The organism is Kitasatospora albolonga (assembly GCF_039535905.1).
GTDB classification, from domain to species: domain Bacteria; phylum Actinomycetota; class Actinomycetes; order Streptomycetales; family Streptomycetaceae; genus Kitasatospora; species Kitasatospora albolonga.
The window spans coordinates 51,391-66,437 of sequence record NZ_BAAAYB010000101.1; the positions used below are offsets into that span (position 1 = coordinate 51,391).

Below are 15,047 nucleotides of genomic sequence, written 5' to 3' on the forward strand. Positions count from 1 at the left end.
GAAACAGCACCTCCACGAGCCCTTAGGGCTTGCAGATCAATAAGCCGTGGCTTTCCGCTCCGTCGGTCGTTGGCGTGGTATGGAGACACGTGACGATCAACTGGTAGCGCTGGCAGCGAAGTTCGAGTCCATCCTGCCTCACCTCGATGAGCGGCAGCGGCGTCTACTGCTCGGAGCCGAGGCCCGTTCAGCCGGTCATGGCGGGATCAGGCTGGTCGCCCGTGCTGCCCGGGTCCGTGAGGCCACCGTGTCCCGTGGCGTGCGCGAACTCGACTCCGGAGAAGCCCCGCTGGGGCGCGTCCGGAGGGTCGGCGGCGGTCGCAAGCGCGTCAGTGACCTGAACCCGGCCCTCCGCACCGCGTTGCTCGCCCTGGTCGAGCCCGACACACGAGGGGATCCGATGTCACCGCTTCGTTGGACGACCAAGTCGACCAGGAATCTCGCCCAGGAACTCGTCCGCCAAGGCGTCCAGGTCTGTGCGGACACGGTCGGCGACATCCTCCGCGAGGAGGGCTTCAGCCTTCAGGGCAACGCCAAGGTTCTCGAGGGAACACAGCACCCAGACCGGGACGCCCAGTTCCGCTACCTCAACGAGCAAGCCATGGCCCATCAGGACGCCGGGGATCCGGTGATCAGCGTGGACACGAAGAAGAAGGAGCTGGTCGGGCCGTTCAAGAACAACGGCCGCCAGTGGCGGCCCGGCCATGAGCCGGTGAAGGTCAACAGCCACGACTTCCCGGCCCAGGCACTGGGCAGGGCCGTGCCGTACGGGATCTACGACGTGGCCGCGAACACCGGCTGGGTCAACGTCGGCACCGACCACGACACCGCCGAGTTCGCCGTCGCCTCGATCCGCCGCTGGTGGAACGCCGCCGGCAGCAGTGCCTACCCCAGCGCGAGCCGATTGCTGATCACCGCCGACGCAGGCGGCTCCAACGGCTACCGCACCCGCGGCTGGAAGACCCACCTGGCCGCCCTGGCCGCCGAGACCGGGCTGGCCGTCACGGTGTGCCACCTGCCGCCCGGAACCTCCAAGTGGAACCGGATCGAGCACCGGTTGTTCTCCCACATCACCATGAGCTGGCGCGGCAGACCACTGACCAGCCACGAAGTCATCGTCCAGAGCATCGCCGCGACCACCACCCGCACCGGACTGACCGTGCACGCCGAACTCGACACCGGCCAATACCCCACCGGCGTCCAGATCAGCGACGAGGAACTCACCGCCCTGCCGATCACCCGACACCGCTTCCACGGCGACTGGAACTACACCCTCCACCCCGCCCTGCCGGCACACACGGCGATCCGCGCCAGCAGCACCGCGGGCGCCTTCCCCGGCCCCGCCGTCCCCAGACTGCCGCAGCACCTCCTGCGCGACCCCGAACTGACCGGCATGACCCGCCGACAGCTCGACGACACAATCGCCAGTGTCAGCCCAGCCCTGGAGGACCAGCGCGAGCGGTCCCGGACCGAGCGCCGGGGCGGCTTGCCGAGCCAAGCCCCCGGCGCGGGTCCCAAGCAGAAGCTCACCCCCGCAGACCGGATCCTGATCACGGTCCTCTACCAGCGCAAGATCGCTGCCCAGGACCTCCTCGGGCAGCTCTTCGGCGTCACCACCATGACCGTCAGCCGGGTCATCCGCGAAGTCCGGCCTCTCCTGGAAGCAGCCGGGCACCGGCCAACCGCCTCAACCGCCCGCTTCCGCTCACCAGCTGACATCGCGGCATACCTTCAAGACGACACCAAAACAGAGATCAACTCAGCGGGTTATTGATCTGCAAGCCCTTAGAGCTCGTAACGGGATCTTGTGGGGGTGGGCTGGCGAGCCGTGTCCGATGTGACGATTCGTCCGTTGGTGGTGTGTGAGTGCACCGTGGATGGTCGATGACGAGCTGTGGGCGCTGATCGAGCCGGTACTGCCGGTTTGGCCCGAGCGTTCCCCGGGGCCTCGGCCGGTGGATGACCGGCTTTGTCTGCAGGGCATCCTGTTCGTGCTGTTCACCGGCATCACCTGGCAGCAGTTGCCGCCGGAGTTGGGCTTCGGCTCCGGGCAGACCTGCTGGCGCCGGCTGTGCCGGTGGACCGAAGCGGGGGTGTTCGACCAGGTTCACCGGATACTCCTCGCGGAGTTGAACGCGGCCGGGCGGATCGGCTGAACGCGGGCCTGCGTGGACGCCTCCCACGTGCGGGCGTAGAGGGGGGTGCCGGAGTTGGCCCGTCGTCGGTCGATCGCGGCAAGTCGGGCAGCAAGCACCACCTGATCTGCGACGGCACCGGCACACCGTTGAAAGTGATCACGACCGGCGGGAACGTCCGACATCACCCAGACCCTCGCCCTGATCGACGGAGTCCCACCTGTCACCGGCCGACCGGGCAGGCCGCGCAAGCGGCCCAAGTCTGCTCTGGGCGACAAGGGTTACGACAGCCGGCACGTCCGCCGCGAGCTGACCAGGCGTCGGATCCTGCCCGTCATCTCCCGCAGAGGTGAGCCCGACATCCGCGGCCTCGACAAGCTCCGCTACGTCATCGAGCAGACGTTCGCCCTGCTCCATCAGTTCAAGGGCCTCGCCACCCGCTGGGAACGACGCCTCGACCTCCACGATCCGAATAGTCCACACCCATCCCTCTGGCACCCCACTCCGCCGGGCTCCCGTGACCCCGTCACACCCCGCCGAAACCCGCTCGCCCCGCCCCGCCCCCACCAGCGACGATGACGGGATGTCAGACCCCCGCCGGCCCGCCCCGGCCGCGATCCTACGGAAGCTCGACCGCACCCTCCGCACCCGCCACCTGGTCCGCGTCCACCGCACCATCCCCGACGCCGACACCATCGACGGCTTCGTCCTCGGCACCAACCCCGAGTGGACCCTCCTCGCCGAGTGCCCGGAAGTCCGCCTCGACGGCTTCACCGCCATCCGCACCCCCGACATCGCCCGGATCCGCAAGCACGGCGACGAGGACTCCCTGACGATCCGTGCCCTCCGCCGCCGCGGCCAGTGGCCACCCCCACCATCACCGGTCACCTTCGACGACCTCCCCGGCCTCCTCACCAGCGCCGCCCGCCACCACACCCTCCTCACCGTCCACCTCGAACACGAGGCCCCCGACATCGCCTGGATCGGCACCGTCGCCCGCCTCACCCGCAAGACCCTCCGCCTCCACCAGATCGACCCCGACGCCCGCTGGCACCCCCGCCCCACGAAGTTCCCCCTCGCCGCCATCACCCAGGTCGCCTTCGGCAGCCACTACGAGCACACCCTCGAGGAGTTCGCCGACGCGCCAGCACCCACGGCCAGGCACTGAAAGACGCGACGCCCCGGACCTACTCCAGCCCGGGGCGCCGTGCCGCGTGCACCCAGACGGGCTCGCCCTGCGGTGCCTGCTCGCCCGTGCACGTTCACACCGATCAGCCCCGCTCGCCACTGCCCGGACACGGCCACGACGCGGCGGCTTTGGCACAGCCAGACCCTCCGCCGTAGGCTCTCGGTGCTGTCGACGGGGTCGCCCGCACGGTAAAGGACGGGACCCGGGGTGCGGAAAGGGCCGTCTGCCTCGTCGCAGTCCACGGGCGTCCGTTCCGCCGGCAGTCATGGACGACCGCCGCGGTCGCTGTTCCGCGCTCCTCCTACAACCGCTCTGCCGCGTCGTACTCAGCCGCCCGGAAGCTCGACCAATAGGTCGTCGACGGCCTCGCACGTTCGAGCACGGCTCGGAGCGGCTCGCCGTGAAGAACCCGCACCCCCATCACGGCGTCCGCCCGGCCGACGTTGTCCACCACGTAGAGGTAGAAGTTCTCCGGGTCTTCCTCCGCCTCCGCCAGCTGGCTTGCCTCCAGCGGCAACGAGGCACTCCGCGCAGACCCTCCGAACGCCTTGACCTCGATCTTGCGAGGCGGGCTGTCGATGTCGTACCGATAGCCCCTCGTGCTGACATCGACCGCCTCCCGGCCGGCAGCCCGCTCCAGCGCGATGACGTGCTCGATGGCCATGCGCTCGGTCTCCTTGTTGCCCATAATCCTCCGCTCTCCGAACGGTCCGTCAACTGGCCACCGATTCCCCGGCCCGACCCGTGCTGCAAGGCCCGCCCTTCGACCAGTGACGGTCGCTCAGACTACGGACGGCAGCACTCCACGTGGCCAGTGACCGAGCCAGAACGTGGCAGTGGACGGCTGCGGCTGCCCCTCGGTGGAACCGTCGTGGGGCAGGAGTTCCGTCGGGGCGATGTATCCCTCCCCAGGTTCCAGGCGGAGGCGGTAGACGCTGAGCTGATGGCCGCTGGCGATGTAGGTGCGCAGGTCGTCGGTGTGCGGGTAACGGTTGACCGGGTCGTTGTGGACGGTGCGACAGATCGTCTGGATGTCGGTGTCGCCGAGCAGGAGGTAGCGGGTGCCGGGGCCGAGGTTGATGCACAGGCGTCGGCGGCCGGTGTGCTTGGCCTGGTGGTCGAGCTTGTCCCAGTTGTCGATGTGCAGGCCGATACAGCGCCCGTCTTGGTAGTTGGGGGTGGTGGTGAGGGCCTTGGCGGGGCTGGCGGCCTGGCCGAGGTGGACGGCATCCGGGTCCCCTAGCGGGTCGGAGAGGGCCGCCAAGCTGGATGGCGGCGGACCGTCGGGGAGCCTGACCAGCTCCACCAGTGTGCTGTCGGCGGTGCGGGCGGTCGGCTTGAGGATCCCGGCCAGCTCGGGGGTCAGGGGCCACCACGGCCCTTCCGGCAGGACGGCCCCGTCTTCGTACTCCGGTTCGCCGCTGGCTACGCGGACGCCAGTGGTCTCGCACCGTTCGATGAGGGCGGCGGGGTTGATGTAGGCGATGGCGAGGTTCATTCCGGGCTCCTCCCGGGTGGTCTCACCGGCGGTCGTCGAGGGTGTCTGCGAAGGTCACGTCCAGCTCCGCGATCAGGGCGTCGGCAAGTTCGGCCTGCTGGGCTCGGTCGATGATGACCTTGCCGAGGTGGGCGGCCCCGCGGACGGTGCTCAGATCGCTGCCGCGCAGGTCGAGGTCCTGGTACTTGCCCCGGCCGAAGTCAGTCAGCCGCAGGGTGCAGGCGTCGAGGACGGCTCGGCTGAGGTCGCTGCCAGTGAACGCAGCCTCGGTCAGGATGCACTTGGAGAAGGCCAGCGGGCCGGTGGCCCGGACCTGCTCGAAGGTGCTGTAGTCGAGCTTGCAGTTCTCGAACAGCACGTTGTCCAGGGTCACACCGCTGAGCTGGGCGCCCATGATCTTGCAGTTGCGGAAGACGACGCGAGAGAGCTTGGCGTCGCTGATGCGGGCGGAGCCGAGGTCGCAGGAGTCGAACTCGACCGAGCTGAGGCGGACCTTGTGGAGCTGGACGCGGTCTGCCCGCATCCCGGTGACGCGGCCGGTGAGGAGGCTGATGTCGGTGAGGTCCAGGTCCCGCAGATCGGCGTCGCCGTACTGGAAGTCCTGGACGATGCCCTGTGCGGAGTCGAGCGTTTGGACGTTGGACAGGTAGAGGCCGGGCTCGTTCAGGCTGGGCAGGGTCACGGTGACGCGGCCGAAGGTGCTGTCCACTGTCTTGGCTCCGCTCTCTCGGTTCGGGGCCGGGCCCGCACCGCTGGGTGCGGGCCCGGGTGGTGCAGGTGGCGCTACTTGCCGTTCTTGTTGTCCCAGGTCGGCCGGTTGTCGAACTGGGGGGTGGGGTTGTCCCAGGTCGGCCGGTTGTCGAACTTGGCGACCGCGGGGCCGCTCAGGGTGCCGGTGGTGAGGTCGGCGATCACCGGGGCGTCGGTGGTGGCGAGCAGCTCGAGCAGGTTCATGCGGCTTGTTCCTCTCGGACGGTATCGGACAGGGCTGTGATGAGGGCCTGCCTGGACACTCGGCAGTAGTTCGTCTCGGTGGTGTCCAGACGGCCGTTCTCGAAGTAGCGATTGCCGGCCTGCGCTCCTCGGCAGAAGCCGAAGAACTCGCAGGTGGCCTCGCACTCGTCCAGACCGGTCAGGAACTCACGCACGTACCGCAGTTCGTGCGCGCGGTCCAACATGGAGCCGATGCTCAGCTCCATGACGTTGCCGGCCCGGAAGTCCTCGTAGGCCGGGTCTTTGATCCCGGCGAGCTCGGGCGAGAGCAGGACGACGTCTCCGGCGGAGGAGACGGTAGGTATGGGGTCGATCAGCAGCTCGTCCCAAGCCGCGGGGACACCGGAGCGGGCGGCTCGCAGGTAGCCGCCGAGGCGGTCGACCTCACGGACTGTCAGTTCCTTGTGCTTCCGCGACCAGGCGATGGTGCGGCGCCAGAACTCGCGGGCCTGTTCGACGGTGGGCACCGCGCGGTCGGTGTTGACGCCCTCCGTCTCCTCCATGTTCAGGCCGACGCTGTGGCAGCCGAGGCCCGCCATGAAGTCCAGCAGACCCTCGGGATCGCCTACGCTCTCCGCGCTGACGACCGCGATCACCGCGAACCGCACCTCGTGCTCGCGCAGGCAGCTGATCCCCTTCATGATCCGGTCGAACGCCGGCCTCCCGGCCCAGTCGACGCGCTGCTGATTGAGGGCTGACGGCCCGTCGATGCTCACCCCGACCCGGAACCCGTACTCGGTCAGGAACCCGCACCACGCGGGGTTGAGCAGGACGGCGTTGGTCTGCACCGAGTGCTCGACCAGTCCGGCCTGCCGCAGCGGCTCGAAAGGGGCCAGCAGCTCGGCGAAGCGCCGTCGGCCGATCGCCAGCGGCTCACCGGCGTGCCAGATGATCTCGACCGGCTTCGGCGAGGCGGTGTCGGCGATCTCGGCGACCGAGCGGGCGATGGCCTCGGCGACCTCGACCGGCATCGGCGTACGGCGGTTGCGGTCGGGCAGGTAGCAGTAGGTGCAGTTGAGGTTGCAGAAGCCGTCCGGCTGTACGACGTACGCCTCCGGACGGCGGGCGATGCGGCGCCGGTAGCGGGCCAGGGTCTGCATCGTGCGGGCTCCTTCGCAGCGTCAGACGTACGGTGTCGGTGGTTCGGCATCGGGCGGCGAGGCCAAGGTCTCGGGCAACGGGGCTCTGGTGAGCTGATGGTCGGCCACCGCGCCGAGCAGGCCGAGGGCGATGAGATGGCCGGTCATCCAGACCACCTGCAGCACCGTGGCGACCGGGTCTTGCGCCCGGCCCCGGTACGTGCCCGTCATGGGTTCCTCCCGACCCACAGGTCAGCGTGGACGGTCTTGCCGAACGCCTCCGGCACGACACCCCACCGGCCTTGGGTGAGCATGTGGACGAGGTCGACGCCGCGGCCGGACTCCTCGCCGTCGTCCGCCTCGATCCGCACCGGCAGAGCACGGCAGCCATCCGTCACCGAGACCCGCACCGAGGCTGCCGTCAGACGGATGACACGAACCGTCATCTCCAGCTGGCAGCCGGTCTTCACGGCGTTGCCGACCAACTCCGAGACCACCAGCAGTGCGTCGTCGACCAGGCCGTCCACGCCCCAGCAGGTCAGCGTCACCCGTACCAGCTGCCGGGCCAGCGACGCCGAGCGCGGCTCGTAGGGCAGACCTGCGCTCACCCAGGCGGGTGCCACCGGGAGCTCCAGCACGGTGACCGCTCCCCTCACGCCGACCCGCCCCGGCGGACCTGCTCAGGCACCGGGACTCGTCCGGAACAGCTGAAGGAGAAGGGCATGGCGAACTCCAGAGGTGAGGTCAGAAGGAGAGGCCGCCACCGAGGGGGTGACCGACGGCGCACATCCAGTGAACAACCCCCAACTCCACGACTGTGAGGCAAAGTTCATCATCCGTAGGCCGCTACCAACCGGAAGACTTGACGATCCCATTACCTGAGGCCCTGCACATCAGGCGACAGTGCGGCTACGTTGACCGCATGGTGGTCAATGCCGCTCTCCGCAGCAGGATGACTGAACGCCGCATGACGAAGACCGAGTTGGCGCGCGAAGTGAACGCCAAAATCAAGCTGCTCACCGGGAAGCTGGGCACCGTATCCGAGCGAACAGTCCACAACTGGCTGACCGGTGCCACTCGATGGCCCCCAGGGAAGATCCGGGTAGCACTCAGTGCAGTATTCGACTGCACGCCTGAACAGCTCGGCTTCCTCCCCACAGGCCGGGCCCGCACCACACCGGAGGCAGACGTGAGGCGACGCGACTTCATAACGGCCACCGGCGGGACCGCCGCCGCCATCCTCACCCACGCCCCGGCCAGTGCCGCACCACACCGGATCGGCACCGCCGACATCCAGCGGCTGCAAGCGCGCTTCGCCGAGGTCATCGCCAGCGACCACCGCCACGGCGGCCGGGTCACCATCGAGACCAGGGCCGTACAACTCGCCGACGAAGCCCTCGCCCTCCAGGAGCACGGCACCGCGTCCCAGCGCATCCGCGCGGCCCTGTACGCCTGCGCGGCCTCCTTCATGTCGTCCGCCATGTGGGCCGCGATCGACGGCCGCCGCTTCGAAGCAGCCCTGAAGCACCATCAGAAAGCCGCGTCCATCGCCGCCATGTCCGGCGACTCCACCATCCAGTTCCGAATCTGGTCGCACGCCGGCAGCCTCTTCCGCCACCTGGGTCGCCCCGGCGACGCCCTTGCCGCCAACGACGTCGCCCGCGGCCTACCGATCGCCCGCCGCGACCCCATGTTCGCCTCCCTCGGACACGCCCGCCACGCGGCCATCCATGGCCTCACCGGCGACACCAACGCCGTCCACCGCCTGCTCGGCCACGCGCAGGACGCTTTGGAGCGCGCTGATGCCGGAGCGTCCCGGCCGGTGTGGATCACCGCGTTCTACGACCAGGCCGAACTCGACTCCCTCGCCCTCGCCGCCCACTTGGCCGCCGGGAGCTGGGAGAACGCCGAAGCCCACGCCCACCGCTGCCTCGCCCTCCGCCGCGGCACCATGCAACGCTCCCACGCGATCACCACGGTCCGCCTCGCCCACGCCCAGCTCGGCCAAGGCGACTTCGAGCCCGCCGTCGCCACCGCCATGTCGGTGCCCGTCGAGGTCTCCACTCATCCTCGGGTCGCCGGCATGCTGACCGCCTTCGGCACCAAACTTCACGCCCTGGCCGCCGACGGCACCCCCGACCTGACCTGGGCTCAGTACGCCCGCGACATCTGGAGGACCACCGCGTGACCGTCGAACTGCGCCACCACCTCGACCTGAGCCCGGAGGTTCGGCGCGACCTGCTGGAGGTGTACGCGGACGTACGGGCACCGCTGCTGCACCTGGCGAACTACCGCGTCGAGGCGTTCGCCGAACGCCTCGACCGCCACGCCACCGAGCCCGGCTTCGAACTCGTCCTCGGCTACGACGACCAGGAGCCGATCGGGTACGCCTACGGCAACACCGTCGAGGCCGGCGACCGCTACTGGAAGCGCATGGCCGAGCCCCTGCCCGACGGCTACACCGACACCCCGGTAATGGTCATCAAGGAGATCGGCGTCCGCACGCCTTGGCGCGGCACCGGAACCGCACGCCGCATCCACGACGACCTACTGGCCGCCCGCACCGAGGACCGCGTCACCCTGATGGTCAACCCGCTGGCCGGAGACGGCAAGGTCCAGGAGCTGTACGAGAGTTGGGGCTACCAGCCGTTCAACAGCCAGCAGCCCTCACCCGAGTCGCCACGACTCACCGCGATGATCCGGGCACGGAGCTGACGGGTGGACGGTGCGGCCATAAGGCACTTGGCGGGTGCCACCACCCGCCTGACATTGAATCGCCCGCAGCGTCGCGTGGCTCGTCAAGCCCCGCCCCCCGCAAGGCGGTAACCATGGAAATCTCGACTCAGTCCCCTCCAATCAGGCGCGCAACGCGCTCAAGAAGCTCGGTGCGCCCCGACGCGAGCTCCGGCACCCCGGGCCGGAGGCCCCAGAGGATCGGGCGCCCGGCCCACTAGTCCATGATGCCCGCCAACAGCTGGAGTAGCTGCTGCACTTGCGTGCTAGCACATTTGTCAGAGGGCCCGTCAGATTTCTCTGACGGGCCCTCTACGCTGGGTCGGGGTGGCGCGGTTCGAACCCACGGCCTCTTCGTCCCGAAGCAACCTGGGTACCTACCTGGTCAGGGGCGAGACTGCCGTTGACCTGCGCACATAGTCTCCGAACGTCCGTGGTTGTCCGTCGAAGTACGGGGCCGTTGTAGCTCAGTTAGAAGGCATCTCATTTGGAGAGCCGTCGGGTGCAGATGAGGGCTGCGGCGATGCTGGCGAAGGCGGCGAAGTGGTCGGCCTTGCGTTCGTAGCGGCGGTGGAGTCGGCGGAAGCCGCCGAGCCAGGCGACGGTGCGCTCGATCACCCAACGGTGGCGGCCGAGGCGCTGAGAGGACTCGACGCCCCGGCGGGCGATGCGGGCTGGGATCTGCCGTCGTCGCAGGTAGGAACGGATGAATCGGTGGTCATAGGCCTTGTCGCCGTGCAGTTTGCCGGGACGGCGGCGCCGCGGTCCGCGCCGTGAGCGGATCGGCGGGATGGCGTCCACAAGAGGTATCAGGGCCTGGCTGTCGTGCAGGTTGGCTCCGGAGACCGCGAGCGAGAGGGGTAAACCGGTACGTTCGGTGAGCAGATGAATCTTCGACCCGTACTTGCCCCGATCGACAGGATTCGGACCTGTCAGTTCCCCCTTTTCAGGGCCCTCATGTTCACTGAGTCGACCGCGCAGCGGGACCAGTCCAGCTGGCCCCGCGAGCCGAGCTCGTCTCCGCTTTTCTCGGCCTCATGTGTGCCGATTCCGTGCTATGAAGTGGTCCGCCGGCCTTCTGGCCGTCGTCGGCCGCCTCGCTGCTCAGCCACTCGGCGGCCCTGCAAGTATCGCTGCCCCACCAGTTCCTCGCAGACACCAAACTGGGCGGGACACCACTGCCGACCTGCGGGCGGCAGAGCCCCTCACTCACCCCGATTATCACGGAACGTAACCGATGGGCTGACCTTGCACATCGACACCATCACCCCTCAGCGGTTCGGCGACCTGCTATCGGACCCTTGCCGCTGACCTTCGTCAAGCTCATCCACGTAGTACGGACGTTGCGGCATGAGCTTGACCTTCTTCCACGCCGGGGCGTTGAGCACCTCGTGAACCTCGTGTTCCAGATTCGCCCACAAAGCGGGGAGAGCGTCAGTGGCCGGTTTCAGGTGCAGGAACTCGCCGGGGACGGGCCTGCCCATGGTCGTGCAGGTACCCCACACTGCCGCGTTCATGATCTGGTCCGCCGCCTTCGCGACAAGGGGCGGCGATTCCGCCGCGAGGTACAGCCGTGCATGGCTGGCTTCCATGGCCGCGTCGCCCGCAGCCCGAAAGATCCGCCGGCCTTCGTCGGCTCCAGCTCCTTGCTGCTTCGCCACGGTGAACGCGCGGGCGGCGTCGAGCCACATGGCGATGGATACCCGGAACTTCTGGTAAGCCACAAGGAGGTCGATGTGGTCCGGGTGTTCGGCAAGCGCGTATGGGGAGAACGGGCTCAGTCTCGCCTTGTAGTGGAGTACGGACTTCCGGTCGATATCGCCGCGGTCGAACAGCGTGTGGCAGGTCGGGCAGAGGGCGATCAGGTTCTCGAACTCGTGGCACTTCACCTTGGCCCAGGGCTGGATGTGGGCAATCTCGATGAGGGGCATGCGGCAATGCGGGATGGCGCACCGGTGGCCGGCTTCGACTCGGACCTTGCGGTCCAATTCTCGTGGAATCGCTGGGCGGTTGGCGGGCATGACCGTCATGGTAGAGCGGTGTGCTGGCATCGCTTCCTGCCCTGCTGGCGGGTAGGGCTATTCCCCAGGCCAGGGCACGGGGGCGAAGACGCCAGGGCCGCCACGACGGCCCAGTCGACCGCTCGGGTCCACCGGAACAGGGTGTCCAGCGCGAAGTAGCTGGCGAGCCAGAGTCCGTCCACGTGCTCGCGGACATTCCTATCGAACCGCCTGAGCCTGCGATGGCACCATATGCAGCGCCCGGCTCGTCACGATCGGGGCGCCGTGAGGTCGTCGGCGAACCCACGGAGCCGTGTGAGGGCTTCGGCCAGGCGGTCGGCCGGGACGGTGTAGGAGATCCGGACGTGGTCAGGAGCTCCGAAGTCCGCACCGGGGACGACGGCGACCCGGGCTTCGGCGAGCAAGAGTTCGGCGAAGTCGGCGGCCGAGCGGATGGTGCGGTCGCCGTGCCGGAGGCCGTAGGTGCCGGAAACGTCGGCGAGGAGGAAGAACGCGCCAGTGGGGTCTCCGGCCACGGTCAGCCCGGAGGTCTTGCTGATGGCCTCGATGGTGGTGATCCGGCGGGCATCCAGCTCGTTCCGGCGGTGGGTCAGTTCCTCGTCCAGGTCGGCGGCCAGGGCGCCGAGGGCGGCGCGCTGCGAGACCGAGGACGGGGCAGAGGCGGTGTGGCTCTGCAGGGCCGCGACCGCTGCCGCGACCGGGGTGGTGGCCGCCAGCCAGCCGATCCGCCAGCCGGTCATGGCGAAGGTCTTGGAGACCCCGCCGATGGTGACGGTCCGTCCGGCGATCTCGGTGGAGAGGGCGGCGGTGCTGGTGAAGGCCGGCTCGCCGAACACCCAGTGGTCGCAGATCTCGTCGCTGACGATGACGAGGTCGTGCTCGACGGCGACCTCGGCCAGGGCGGCGAGTTCGGCCCGACTGTAGACGATGCCGGAGGGGTTGGCCGGGCTGTTCAGCAGGAGGACGCGGGTGCGCGGGGTGATTGCTGCCCGGAGCTGATCGGGGGTCACCTTCAGGTCCTCGCCCGGCTGGACGGTGACGGGCACGCCGCCGGCGAGGGTGATCAGGTGCGGGTAGCTGACCCAGTACGGTGCGGGGACCAGGACCTCGTCGCCGGGCTCCAGCAGGGCGGTGAACGTGTGGGCGAGGGCCTGCTTGGCGCCGGCGGCGACCACGATGTCCGCGGCCGTGTAGCCGGTGCCGTGGCGGTTGAGATGGCCGGCGACAGCGGTCCGCAGCTCAGGAGTTCCGGCGGCCGGGGTGTATCGGGTGAAGTCCTCGGCGATCGCGGTGGCGCCGGCTTCGGCGGCCGGGGTCACGGTGGGGAAGGCGGGTTCGCCGCTGGTGAGGTTGATGACGTCCACGCCGTCGGCGAGCAGGGCCTTGGCGTGGGCGTCGAGCGCGGCGGTGGCGGACGGCGGGACCTGGGCGACGCGGTGGGCCAGGCGGATCGCGGTGCTGGGGGTGGTCATCGGTCCCTCGTCGGTGGTGTGGGGTTCTGCAGGGCGCGTGCGGGTTACTGGCGGACGCCGTACTTGGCGTGCAGGACCTGCATGTCGGCGCGGCGGGCGTCGGAGCGGATGACGGCGTCGTTGACGGTGGAGCAGGAGTCGCAGAACTCGACGGCGCCGCGGCCGCGGACGACGTTGGCGACGGTGCGCTGGAGGTTGCGGAGAACGGCGGTCATGTCGACCTCTTTCATTGATGGCTGTCGATGGGTTAAGTGTCCCCCAATCCATCGATGACTGTCAATGGATTGGTGGGATCTGGACGCGCGGGGGCCGCATCCGTCAGATTGGGGCACATGATCGAGCCGCTGCCCGCCACCAATCCGGTGTCCTGCCTGCCGTGCGACTGTTCCGTCGTGATGACGCCGGATCAGGCCGTGGACCTGGCGGCGGTGTTCAAGGTGCTCTCGGATCCGATCCGCCTGCGGATCGCGAGCATCGTGGCGTGCTGCCCTGCCGGGGAGCTGTGCATGGGGGACATCGCTGCGGAGTTCGACGTCTCCGGCCCGACCGTCAGCCATCATCTGCGCAAGCTGCGCGAGGCCGGCGTGCTGGCCTCGGAGCGGCGGGCCAACGAGGTCTACTACCGGGCCGTGCCGGAGCGCCTGGGCGCGGCGCTGGACTGCCTTGCCGTGACGGGCCTGGTGAAGCAGGGCGGCTGAGGAAGCCCGCCGGACATGGCTGCGGCCCGCCCCCTGGAGCTGGGGGCGGGCCGTTGCCGTCAATGCGTGGTGCTCGTGGTTACCGCGAGGTTCAGCTGAGCCAGAGCGGTGCGGTGTAGCCGAGGATGACGGCGCCGGTGAAGAGGATGCCGACGACCAGGAAGACGACGCGGGCGCGGGCGATGAGGAGCATGCCGCTGATGGCGCCGATGCTGGTGCCGGCACCGGTCATCAGGAAGGCCAGGGCCGGGCCGGGGCCCATGCCGCCCTTGAGGAGGGTGGCGACCAGGGGCAGTGAGCCGTCCGAGTTCAGGTAGACCGGGATGCCGATCAGCGCGGCGAGCGGGACGGAGTACCAGTGACCGCCGCCGAGGTACTCGGTGAGGTAGCGGGTGGGGATCGAGTTGATGATCAGGTAGCCGATGGTGGCGAAGCCGAGGAAGTACAGGGCCAGGCGGCGGGAGGTCGTCCACAGCTCGCGGCCGAACTCGTCCAGCTTGTAGCGCTTGACCCAGCTGGTCTCGACCGGAGCAGGAGCGGGCTGGATGGTCTTGGGCCGCTCCAGCAGCGCGGCGCGGGCCCGGCCACCGCCGGTCGGGGCAATGCCGCCGGTGCTGCCGCCACTGGCCCCACCCTCGGAGGCGCTGCCGCCCTCGGTCTCGTCGGTCGCGGGGCCGCAGCAGGAGACGGGCGCCTGGGCCATCCGGGCCTGGCCGTCCAGCCAGCCGGTCTTCTCGACCAGCCAGGTGACGAAGCCGGCGATGAAGCCGAGCAGGGTGGCGGCGACGAAGAAGGTGGTGGCGAAGTTGAAGCCGAACAGGCCGGTGGAGAGGACGTACTCCTCGGGGCTGGTCAGCGGGGAGGCCACCATGAAGGTGACGACCGGCGCCCAGGGGACGTGGGAGGCGAGTGCGCCGAGCACCACCGCAGTGGTTCCGCACGAGCAGAACGGGGTGACAGTGGCCAGCACCACCGCGCCGAGGATGGCGAGCCAGGTCTTGCGGCGCAGCCAGGAGGAGATCTTGTCGGCGCCGACGTAGACCGGGATCGCCGAGGCGAAGACCACACTGATCAGCAGGAAGGGCCAGTTGTGGTCGATGGTGCGCAGGACGTCCTGCAACGTCTGCCAGAGGATGTGAAGGACGGTGTCCATCGTGGTGAGCTCCAACTCATTGACGGCTGTCGATGGGTTGAAGCTTGTCGGACCCATAGATAACTGTCAATGGATT

At 68.9% G+C, this 15,047-nt stretch carries 16 protein-coding genes and 2 pseudogenes; 6 read left to right on the plus strand and 12 right to left on the minus strand.

Translation table 11 applies throughout. The features are described from left to right. The first annotated feature begins 79 nt into the window (after positions 1–79). From ABD946_RS25920 to ABD946_RS25930, 3 genes and pseudogenes are all read left to right on the plus strand, one after another. Positions 80–1,774, plus strand: coding sequence for an ISAzo13 family transposase (locus tag ABD946_RS25920; RefSeq protein ID WP_345287632.1), 1,695 nt, complete (start codon positions 80–82; stop codon positions 1,772–1,774). Positions 1,775–1,877: 103 nt separating this feature from the next. Beyond that, positions 1,878–2,714, plus strand: a pseudogene (locus tag ABD946_RS25925) (IS5 family transposase). A 4-nt stretch (positions 2,715–2,718) separates the two neighbouring features. Further along, the gene (locus ABD946_RS25930) at positions 2,719–3,303 is read left to right on the plus strand and encodes a hypothetical protein (RefSeq protein WP_345287539.1); all 585 of its coding nucleotides are present in this window, start codon (positions 2,719–2,721) and stop codon (positions 3,301–3,303) included. A 322-nt stretch (positions 3,304–3,625) separates the two neighbouring features. On the opposite strand, the gene ABD946_RS25935 is transcribed toward ABD946_RS25930, so the two are convergent. The 7 genes from ABD946_RS25935 to ABD946_RS25965 all read right to left on the minus strand — a co-directional run bounded on the left by ABD946_RS25935 (position 3,626) and on the right by ABD946_RS25965 (position 7,532). Further along, the gene (locus tag ABD946_RS25935) at positions 3,626–3,988 is read right to left on the minus strand and encodes a protein NO VEIN domain-containing protein (protein ID WP_345287541.1); all 363 of its coding nucleotides are present in this window, start codon (positions 3,986–3,988) and stop codon (positions 3,626–3,628) included. 117 nt (positions 3,989–4,105) lie between these two features. Beyond that, complete coding sequence (locus tag ABD946_RS25940) at positions 4,106–4,822, minus strand: hypothetical protein (protein ID WP_345287543.1); 717 nt, start codon at positions 4,820–4,822, stop codon at positions 4,106–4,108. Positions 4,823–4,844: 22 nt separating this feature from the next. Then, positions 4,845–5,531 (minus strand): pentapeptide repeat-containing protein, encoded by a 687-nt coding sequence (locus tag ABD946_RS25945; RefSeq protein ID WP_345287545.1) that lies wholly within the window; start codon positions 5,529–5,531, stop codon positions 4,845–4,847. 74 nt (positions 5,532–5,605) lie between these two features. Then, positions 5,606–5,776 carry a multiple cyclophane-containing RiPP AmcA gene (gene amcA, locus ABD946_RS25950; RefSeq protein ID WP_345287546.1) on the minus strand — a complete coding sequence of 57 codons (171 nt, stop codon included), beginning with the start codon at positions 5,774–5,776 and terminating at the stop codon, positions 5,606–5,608. Further along, positions 5,773–6,915 (minus strand): cyclophane-forming radical SAM peptide maturase AmcB, encoded by a 1,143-nt coding sequence (amcB, locus tag ABD946_RS25955; protein WP_345287547.1) that lies wholly within the window; start codon positions 6,913–6,915, stop codon positions 5,773–5,775. The genes amcA and amcB overlap by 4 nt, the downstream gene beginning before the upstream one ends. A gap of 21 nt (positions 6,916–6,936) precedes the next feature. Further along, positions 6,937–7,125, minus strand: a complete 189-nt coding sequence (locus ABD946_RS25960; RefSeq protein WP_345287548.1) for a hypothetical protein — start codon at positions 7,123–7,125, stop codon at positions 6,937–6,939. Beyond that, positions 7,122–7,532, minus strand: coding sequence for an ATP-binding protein (locus ABD946_RS25965; RefSeq protein WP_345287550.1), 411 nt, complete (start codon positions 7,530–7,532; stop codon positions 7,122–7,124). Before ABD946_RS25965 ends, ABD946_RS25960 begins: the two co-directional genes overlap by 4 nt. Before the next feature lie 329 nt (positions 7,533–7,861). Here ABD946_RS25965 and ABD946_RS25970 point away from each other — a divergent pair, with 329 nt between their 5' ends. Then, positions 7,862–9,082: an NsdA family TPR-like regulatory protein gene (locus ABD946_RS25970; protein ID WP_486334083.1), complete on the plus strand. Its 1,221-nt coding sequence runs from the start codon at positions 7,862–7,864 to the stop codon at positions 9,080–9,082. Further along, positions 9,079–9,609, plus strand: a complete 531-nt coding sequence (locus ABD946_RS25975; RefSeq protein ID WP_345287554.1) for a GNAT family N-acetyltransferase — start codon at positions 9,079–9,081, stop codon at positions 9,607–9,609. Before ABD946_RS25970 ends, ABD946_RS25975 begins: the two co-directional genes overlap by 4 nt. Before the next feature lie 501 nt (positions 9,610–10,110). On the opposite strand, the pseudogene ABD946_RS25980 reads toward ABD946_RS25975, so the two are convergent. From ABD946_RS25980 to ABD946_RS25995, 4 genes and pseudogenes are all read right to left on the minus strand, one after another. Further along, positions 10,111–10,646, minus strand: a pseudogene (locus tag ABD946_RS25980) (IS5 family transposase); the annotation flags it as partial. A 252-nt stretch (positions 10,647–10,898) separates the two neighbouring features. Further along, positions 10,899–11,648, minus strand: a complete 750-nt coding sequence (locus tag ABD946_RS25985; RefSeq protein ID WP_345287555.1) for an HNH endonuclease — start codon at positions 11,646–11,648, stop codon at positions 10,899–10,901. 248 nt (positions 11,649–11,896) lie between these two features. Further along, entirely contained in the window at positions 11,897–13,120 is a 1,224-nt protein-coding gene (locus ABD946_RS25990; protein WP_345287556.1) for a pyridoxal phosphate-dependent aminotransferase, read from the minus strand. A gap of 44 nt (positions 13,121–13,164) precedes the next feature. Continuing rightward, a complete protein-coding gene (locus tag ABD946_RS25995; RefSeq protein WP_345287557.1) occupies positions 13,165–13,335 on the minus strand; it encodes a hypothetical protein in 171 nt (56 codons plus the stop codon). A gap of 117 nt (positions 13,336–13,452) precedes the next feature. Here ABD946_RS25995 and ABD946_RS26000 point away from each other — a divergent pair, with 117 nt between their 5' ends. Beyond that, a complete protein-coding gene (locus ABD946_RS26000) occupies positions 13,453–13,818 on the plus strand; it encodes an ArsR/SmtB family transcription factor (protein ID WP_345287559.1) in 366 nt (121 codons plus the stop codon). Between the two features lie 91 nt (positions 13,819–13,909). Here ABD946_RS26000 and ABD946_RS26005 read toward each other — a convergent pair whose 3' ends face one another. Beyond that, entirely contained in the window at positions 13,910–14,971 is a 1,062-nt protein-coding gene (locus tag ABD946_RS26005; RefSeq protein WP_345287560.1) for a permease, read from the minus strand. Positions 14,972–15,047: the final 76 nt, after the last annotated feature.

Excerpts from the sequence above, each read along its gene's own strand:
- ABD946_RS25920 (WP_345287632.1), top strand. The coding sequence starts at position 80 with ATGGAGACACGTGACGATCAACTGGTAGCGCTGGCAGCGAAGTTCGAG.
- ABD946_RS25930 (WP_345287539.1), top strand. The coding sequence starts at position 2,719 with ATGTCAGACCCCCGCCGGCCCGCCCCGGCCGCGATCCTACGGAAGCTC.
- ABD946_RS25935 (WP_345287541.1), bottom strand. The coding sequence starts at position 3,988 with ATGGCCATCGAGCACGTCATCGCGCTGGAGCGGGCTGCCGGCCGGGAG.
- ABD946_RS25940 (WP_345287543.1), bottom strand. The coding sequence starts at position 4,822 with ATGAACCTCGCCATCGCCTACATCAACCCCGCCGCCCTCATCGAACGG.
- amcA (WP_345287546.1), bottom strand. The coding sequence starts at position 5,776 with ATGAACCTGCTCGAGCTGCTCGCCACCACCGACGCCCCGGTGATCGCC.
- amcB (WP_345287547.1), bottom strand. The coding sequence starts at position 6,915 with ATGCAGACCCTGGCCCGCTACCGGCGCCGCATCGCCCGCCGTCCGGAG.
- ABD946_RS25960 (WP_345287548.1), bottom strand. The coding sequence starts at position 7,125 with ATGACGGGCACGTACCGGGGCCGGGCGCAAGACCCGGTCGCCACGGTG.
- ABD946_RS25970 (WP_486334083.1), top strand. The coding sequence starts at position 7,862 with ATGACGAAGACCGAGTTGGCGCGCGAAGTGAACGCCAAAATCAAGCTG.
- ABD946_RS25985 (WP_345287555.1), bottom strand. The coding sequence starts at position 11,648 with ATGCCCGCCAACCGCCCAGCGATTCCACGAGAATTGGACCGCAAGGTC.
- ABD946_RS25990 (WP_345287556.1), bottom strand. The coding sequence starts at position 13,120 with ATGACCACCCCCAGCACCGCGATCCGCCTGGCCCACCGCGTCGCCCAG.
- ABD946_RS25995 (WP_345287557.1), bottom strand. The coding sequence starts at position 13,335 with ATGACCGCCGTTCTCCGCAACCTCCAGCGCACCGTCGCCAACGTCGTC.
- ABD946_RS26000 (WP_345287559.1), top strand. The coding sequence starts at position 13,453 with ATGATCGAGCCGCTGCCCGCCACCAATCCGGTGTCCTGCCTGCCGTGC.
- ABD946_RS26005 (WP_345287560.1), bottom strand. The coding sequence starts at position 14,971 with ATGGACACCGTCCTTCACATCCTCTGGCAGACGTTGCAGGACGTCCTG.